Here is a 7,405-nt window from a genome sequence, read left to right on the forward strand (position 1 = left end):
TCATCTTTGCTCCATTTCTTAAAAATTCTTCACTTTCGGCTCTAAATTTGCTTTAGAGATAACCTTTAAAGAACGTTTAGGACGCATATTAAAGACGATATTTAACATAATCGCCGTAAGACTTCCGGTAATAATTCCATCGCTAACAATGATCCGAAGTGTATCCGGTAAAGCGACGAAAAGATCGGGTACAACCGTTGCCCCAAGTCCTAAAGAGATTGAACAAGCAATAATTAATAGATTATTATTGTTAGAAAAGTCAACTCTAGTAAGCATTTTGATTCCAGAAGAGACAACCATGCCAAACATAATGACAGTCGCTCCCCCTAAAACGGCAGTTGGAATAAGAGTTGCTAACGCAGCAATCTTTGGGATAAAGCCTAAGCCGATTAAGATAAATCCGGCCGCAATCGTCACATGCCTCGTTTTCACTCCGGATAATTCAACGAGTCCAATGTTTTGGGCAAATGTACTGTATGGGAAGGCGTTAAATATACCCCCAAGGGTGAAGGCAATCCCTTCTGTTCGGTAACCGCTAGCGATCTCTTTTTCAGTCAGCTCTTTACCAGTCATTTTACTTAAAGCAAGAAAAGCGCCAGTTGATTCAACGAGTATGACGATTCCAACTAAGATCATCGTTAAAATTGGCATCATCTCAAAAGTAGGTACACCAAAATGGAATGGAGCTGGCAAATGGAACCAAGACGCATCCGCTACCACTTGTGTATCTAATTTCCCCATAAAGGCGGCTGCGATTGTACCGATCATAATCCCGATTAAAACAGAAATAGCGCGGAGGAATCCTTTAAAGAAGCGATTCATGATTAATATGATCGTTAGTACACCAAATGATAGGATAATATTTTCGGCAGAACCAAAATCTGGATTTGATGCGCCGCCACCCATATTTCTTATGCCGGTTGGAATAAGTGATAAACCGATAATGGTGACAACTGTTCCTGTTACAACTGGAGGAAAGAGTTTGATTAATTTACCGAAAAAATTTGCAAATAGAATAATAAATAATCCTGCTGCGATAATGGATCCATAGATGGAAGAAATCCCATAACTTGTACCAATCATAATCATAGGGGACACCGCTACAAATGAAGTGCCTAATACAACAGGAAGGCCAATCCCTACATACTTACTTTTCATCGATTGCAAGATTGTGGCGATCCCGCATGTGAGTAAATCAATGGAGACGAGAAAAGCGATTTGATTAGGCGTAAACCCCAGGGCACCGCCTACAATAAGAGGAACTAAAAGAGCGCCTGCATACATGGCGAGTACATGCTGTAAACCTAATGAGAAAATTTCTGGTTTACCTATTTTTTTCGTCATTGTGAACCTCCTTATTTTACACGTTAGAAAAAGTAACACAATATGTTTCTAATATTTACATGATAATGAATATTCGGAAAACTGTCATTGTTCAATATAGCTAAAAATGTAAATTGTTTTTAGAGAAAATATATAAAATTTAGTGATTGCTGTATGTTGGCGATGATACTAAACAGACATTTCAACTCCTCATATTTATTCGTACGAACAAAGTTTTGTATACTTCCCTCTTGTTCAAACAAAAATTTTAGTTAAATAGCACAAAGAAATATTTGAAAATTCACATTTTATACAGTGAAATTTCCAAAGTAATCATTTAGACTTTATTTTGTGTAAGGATATATAACATTTTATGAGTGATTATGTTACATGATGATTAATAATCATATATGGCAATGATTGAAACAAGGAGTTGAGTTTACAATGTCAACAATTCTAGAAAATCACGTGATCGAAGAGTCTCAGAACCTTCAGGCTGCTGGTGTGGATGAATCACTACAGCCAAAAACCGAAGAGAGCAGAACGGTAAGTCCAATCTCCTATATGTTTATGTGGATTGGAGACGGCGTTAATTTAGGCAATATGACGCTTGGAGCTAGTTTGGTTGTAGCAGGAACCGCAACACTAAACATTTTTCAGACATTTGCCGCAGCTGTCATCGCAATTGGCATCATTTCCATTTTTTTTGCTTTAAATGATCGGCTTGGATATAGAACGGGAATTCCGTATGTTGTTCAGCTCAGAATGTCCTTCGGGATGAAAGGATCAATCATATCATCCCTATTACGCGGGATCCCGGCCATCATTTGGTACGGTTTTCAAAGCTGGATAGGAGGTACTGCCTTAAACGAAATTGTGAAAGTTCTTACCGGTGGAGCTTTTGACAATATTGCTATTTGCTTTGTAGCGATTCAGCTTGTACAAATTGTCCTTTCACTATTTGGCTTCCATGCGATTAAATGGGTGGAAATACTTGCTTCAATTGTTATTATGCTGGCACTTGTCTATGTATTTGGCATTCTATTAACATCCTATAGCGAGATAATAGTAGAAAAATGGGTACATACAGAAGGCACTTGGGGCCTGCCCTTCTTTGCATTCATTATGATGTTTTTAGGGAATTATGCGGCAATCTTTTTAAGTGCAGGGGATTATTCAAGAGAGCTTAAATCTGGGATCAGTGACGCAAAACGCGGGTTTTTGTATTTTTCGCCTATTTTCATCGCGTACGGCTTCGTCCTTACCATTGGAGTCATGCTTGCTGCCGCAACCGGCATCTCTAATCCAGTAAAGGCATTTGCGATTGTGGTGGATAATCCTTATATTACAGTAGGTGTATCCGCATTTATTGTGATCGGTGCGGTTGCAGTAAACATGGTTGCCAACATTATTCCGCCAACTTATGTTATTACGTTACTGACAAAAATGAAATATAAAGCGGCTGTTGCCATAACAGGGCTGCTAGCACTTTGCTCATTTCCCTGGGTGCTCGTAAAGGATTCATCAGCAAATGGTCTTGGTCTGTTTATCCTTATCTACTCGGCATTTTTAGGACCGATCGTTTCTATTTTACTTGTTGATTATTATATTTTAAGAAAGCAAAAAGTAAATGTGGCAGATTTGTACAATGAAGAGGGGCCATTTGCCGGATCTAATCCATGTGCACTGCTTGCCATGCTGATTGGAGCTGGCGCTGCCTTTATAAAAGTGGAGTTGGCGTGGGTCATCGGCGTTGTCGTTGCAGGTATTGTCTATTTTCTTCTGACAAAGTATTCGTTTAAAAAATCACCATTTAAAAATGGAACGATATTTGAGAAGGATTGTAAGCAAGTCAAGGAAATTAAATCAATAGGTTAAGGGACAGCGAGACAGGTAAAAGCACTGAATTTTATCAATATAAAGAAAACAAAAGAAGCAAACAGCCTATAAGGTAGTAGGTTGTTTGCTTCTTTTGCTCTTTAAACGGACTGTATGAGAGTAGACTGTTGCTGGCAGTTTACTCTCTTTTTTTACCTATTCATTTAATAAGTAGATAAGTAGCTTCAATTGGTATTACATTTGAATAAATTGAATTTTGGACCAGAAACTTTTTGTGATTTTGAGATCGTAAAGGGTTTAAATTATTAATTTTGCGAGGATATTCTTACGTGTTTTTTACCAAACAACGAAACCATACAAATGCAAGTCTATACCATTTTTCTCTAGGATAAACTGGGATATGTAATGACTTATAAGAAAGGGTACAATTTGATGAACAAATCTAAAACCAATAAATTAACTCACTCTGACTTTTTGACCCGTAACCTATGGTCGGGATTCCTGTTTGGACTTGGTCTTGTAGCCTTTATTGATGAAACGGTTTTTCATCAACTTTTGCACTGGCATCACTTCTATGACAAATCCACAACAGATATTGGGTTGATATCAGATGGTCTTTTTCATGCTTTTAGTTGGTTTGCAACCATCTTTTCTTTATTTATGGTGGCAGACCTGCGTCGCAGAAATACATTTTTGGTGAAAAGGTGGTGGGGCGGCATTATGCTAGGGGGAGGTTTATTCCAATTATACGATGGGATCATCCAACACAAGATCATGAGGATTCACCAGATTCGCTATGTAGAGAATGTACTAATCTATGATTTGATTTGGAACATCATTGCCGCAGTAATGGTTGTAATCGGAATGATCCTTATTTATACGTCACGAGAGAGGGTAAAATCGAATAGAGGGGAAGCCGCAAATGAACAATAACCATATGCATCATGGTAATGGAGATTCCTTCGAATTTATGTTAATGTTACCATTTTTCATGGCATTGATTGTATATATCCTTGCATCAGTTCTAACAAGCCATCGCCGCAAACGATGGCCTCTATACCGTACTGTCTTCTGGTTTTTTGGCGTTCTCTTTCTAGCTTTGGCCGTTGTCGGACCTATACCAAACCTTGCTCATACTAATTTCGCAGCTCATATGCTTGGCCATTTACTTCTAGGAATGCTTGCTCCACTTCTTCTAGCGCTCGCTGCACCTATGACGCTTATCCTGCGCACACTCAATGTTCATGCAGCACGTTGTCTGTCACGGATTCTAAAGAGTTGGCCAGTACTTATTTTTAGAGATCCAGCTCCTTTATGGAGCTCAAAATGGCCGTCGAATCATTGATGACCATATGATTAAGCATGTCATTCAGGGGGAACTATCATGAAGGGCCGATGGAAAGATATGAAGTATAATGAAGATATTGATTGTTGGGTGGTCTTCTGGGGTGATAATACAGGTTACAAGGTGCGCTGTGGCGATTGGTTGGATCTTCACCTCGGAGATGGAAGGAAGCTTTCTTGCCGTATGGAACTCGGAAGAGATTGGTATATTATCGTAGGTAGAAATGATACAAAATTTTATTTAAAACCAAACGAAACCTATCAAGTGAATATTTAAAATTAAGGGGAAGCTAAAGCACACTGCGGGCTTCCCCTTTCTTCCGGCCAATAATTCCGTCAGATTATGGACAAAGTATTTCATCAATTTCTTGTCATTATAGAGCGTCAGTAACACTATTCAACCAACATCAGCTTCAGCCCATCACAGCAATAATTTCGCAAATTTTCCAACTGTACAAAGTGGATCAAGTGGTGAATATGTAGAATTTCTTCAAGCATTCTTATATACAGCTGGTTATTATAATGGTTCAATTGATGGAATTTTTGGGTCAGGAACTAGGTCAGCAGTAATAGCATTTCAAAATAATAGAGGTCTTTCAGCAGACGGAATTGTAGGAGATGGTACTTGGAATTCAATCTGAGCTTACTTTTCGTATAAATATCCTAATGTAATAGGTGCACAAAGAAATAATCACCACGTTCATGTTAATATTTCAACTGATTATTGGGAACATATAATTACTGATCCTGGTGGATCTTCTTACACTCCAGATAGTGGATATCTAAATTAAGATCGAATATTCAAAGAACCTGCCCTTATAAGGGCAGGTTCTTTGAATATTTATTTTGTAGATTTAAAAATAAAAAGAATCTATGATCAGATAATTTGATAGTTATATATTATTTCATGACCAATTCAGTGTAAGGTTCTATGTTAGTTATATCGACTCCTTGATAATAATACTTAACTATATCTTTATAATTCTTTCCTTCTTTTGCCATACCATTAGCACCATATTGGCTCATACCAACACCATGGCCATAACCACGTATTGTAAAAATAAGATTTTCTTCTTTTTGTTGTATTTCAAAATCATTGGAGGGAAGCCCAAGAGCTTTTCTAACTTCCATTCCTGAAAATTCTTTATCGCCTATTTTTATTGTATCTACTCTCTTAGTTTCTGTAAGTTTCACTTCTCCAATATTGTCTGAATTCGGATTTAATTGAATGCCAAGCGCTTTTTCCACATCTTCAATTGTTAGTACTTTTTGATCTTTAAATTTGGGGGATTTTTCATCCCAAGGACTTGCTACACTTCTTAAGTAAGGAATATTATTTGTCCAAACATCCTCTGAGTTTTCTGTATAACCATTACTAGTCGAAAAGAAAGAAGGATCAATTGGGTTTCCATCATAAGTTATAATTTGACCTTTTGTAGCGTTAACTGCTTTTTGAATTTTATTGATATTTGATTTATAATTTTTTCCCCACTGTTTAGCTAATTCATCTTTATTTTTATAGACTTGATGGAAGGTATGATTATCACTGACGTCACCATCAACATCGGCGGGTATACCAAGGGGTTTAGAATCAGAAAGCATTAGATTAACTATATATGTTCTGGCTGCTAAAGATTGAGCTTTTAGAGCTTCTAATTCAAAAGTAGTTGGCATCTCAGAAGCTACAACACCTACAACATATTCTTCTAAAGGTACTGTTTCTACCGTATCTTGTTTTGAACGATAAACTGTAATATCAAAAGGAGAATCATTTTTTTGTATGGATACAGGTTGTTCACTCGTAATCGTTTGAGATTGTTTTGCAAATGGTTTAGGTTGACCATATGGTACAACGATAAGTGATGGAACAATTAAAATTACAGTAAAAAGACTAACAAAAAATATTATGCTAGGTTTTGTCCATGATTTTTGCTGTTGTTTCCACTTGTTCATATTAACCTCCATTTCTAAGTTCCTTATACTTACAATTTATATACAAAAAATAAAAATGATAGAACTTTATTTTTGGAGGACTGGAGCTAAGGTTGAATGCATACTTTATACAAATCTAGTTAACATAAAGTTAATTTTCGGAAGTAAGCCAAAGAGCCAAACCCAGTATTATCAAGGGTTTGGCCTTTGGCTATTTTTATCGATTATGCATGATTTTATACATTGTTGAAATATCAAGCCTTTTGGTATTATCACTTACTTTTTCATAGTGAGTTTTATGTATAAAATTCTGCATATTTCTTATAAATAAAGAGAAAGCAAAGGACAGAACAAATCAAAAAACACCGTTAATTAGTAGTTAATCTCTTTATTTCTAGATTTTGCTCTTAAATTTATAGATTTTCTTATTTGACAAAATCCAATTCACTTGATCATAAACACTATATATAGTATTTATATCGTTTAAGTTATCACAACATATTGATTAATAGTGTTATAGGCTGATATAATGGAAAAGCCTAGAAAGGGGGATAATTTTACCAAAGAAAAAATGAAACGAAAGGTGGTGTTTAAAGATGCCAAAAGGATTTAGTAAAGCTAAGCTAAATAGTCAAATTCGTAGTGCTGAAAACAAGATAAGCGTGAATTAAGGAAAGCTGAACGTGACATTAATCGAGAAATCAATAGAGTAGAAAGGCAAATAAAAAGGAGCTTCTAATGTGTTGCAGCACATAGAAACTCTACTATTAGAAAATATTTGATACGTATATCGTAAAGGTTTTAACATTGAAATAAAAGACGAAACTTATGTTCTTACCTTGAATAAAGGAGTCAACAAAATGAAAAAATCAAGCTCACGAAAAGTATCTTGGTATGTCAACACTAAACTAGACACTTTTTTTAAGGTGAATATTTTTATATTCAATGGGACTTAGATAGTCAAGCG

The 7,405-nt window shown here is 36.2% G+C and carries 7 protein-coding genes; 5 read left to right on the forward strand and 2 right to left on the reverse strand.

Going from position 1 to position 7,405, the window contains the following annotated elements; all coding sequences use genetic code 11:
- Positions 1–18 precede the first annotated feature (18 nt).
- Positions 19–1,344: a nucleobase:cation symporter-2 family protein gene (locus tag Q1B07_RS21740; protein ID WP_299094117.1), complete on the reverse strand. Its 1,326-nt coding sequence runs from the start codon at positions 1,342–1,344 to the stop codon at positions 19–21.
- Between the two features lie 423 nt (positions 1,345–1,767).
- Here Q1B07_RS21740 and Q1B07_RS21745 point away from each other — a divergent pair, with 423 nt between their 5' ends.
- The 5 genes from Q1B07_RS21745 (at position 1,768) to Q1B07_RS27090 (ending at position 5,147) form a co-directional block, all read left to right on the forward strand.
- Positions 1,768–3,201 carry an NCS1 family transporter gene (locus tag Q1B07_RS21745; RefSeq protein ID WP_299094119.1) on the forward strand — a complete coding sequence of 478 codons (1,434 nt, stop codon included), beginning with the start codon at positions 1,768–1,770 and terminating at the stop codon, positions 3,199–3,201.
- Positions 3,202–3,591: 390 nt separating this feature from the next.
- Positions 3,592–4,095, forward strand: a complete 504-nt coding sequence (locus tag Q1B07_RS21750) for a DUF2243 domain-containing protein (RefSeq protein WP_299094120.1) — start codon at positions 3,592–3,594, stop codon at positions 4,093–4,095.
- Between the two features lie 58 nt (positions 4,096–4,153).
- Positions 4,154–4,507: a cytochrome c oxidase assembly protein gene (locus Q1B07_RS21755; RefSeq protein ID WP_299833658.1), complete on the forward strand. Its 354-nt coding sequence runs from the start codon at positions 4,154–4,156 to the stop codon at positions 4,505–4,507.
- Between the two features lie 39 nt (positions 4,508–4,546).
- Complete coding sequence (locus tag Q1B07_RS21760) at positions 4,547–4,783, forward strand: DUF5348 domain-containing protein (RefSeq protein WP_299833653.1); 237 nt, start codon at positions 4,547–4,549, stop codon at positions 4,781–4,783.
- 118 nt (positions 4,784–4,901) lie between these two features.
- On the forward strand, positions 4,902–5,147 hold the full coding sequence (locus tag Q1B07_RS27090; protein ID WP_366945258.1) for a peptidoglycan-binding domain-containing protein: 246 nt from the start codon (positions 4,902–4,904) through the stop codon (positions 5,145–5,147).
- A gap of 259 nt (positions 5,148–5,406) precedes the next feature.
- On the opposite strand, the gene spoIID is transcribed toward Q1B07_RS27090, so the two are convergent.
- Positions 5,407–6,459, reverse strand: a complete 1,053-nt coding sequence (spoIID, locus tag Q1B07_RS21765; RefSeq protein WP_299095708.1) for a stage II sporulation protein D — start codon at positions 6,457–6,459, stop codon at positions 5,407–5,409.
- Positions 6,460–7,405 lie beyond the last annotated feature (946 nt).

The organism is uncultured Metabacillus sp. (assembly GCF_947503125.1).
In the GTDB taxonomy this organism is placed as follows: Bacteria; Bacillota; Bacilli; order Bacillales; family Bacillaceae; genus Metabacillus.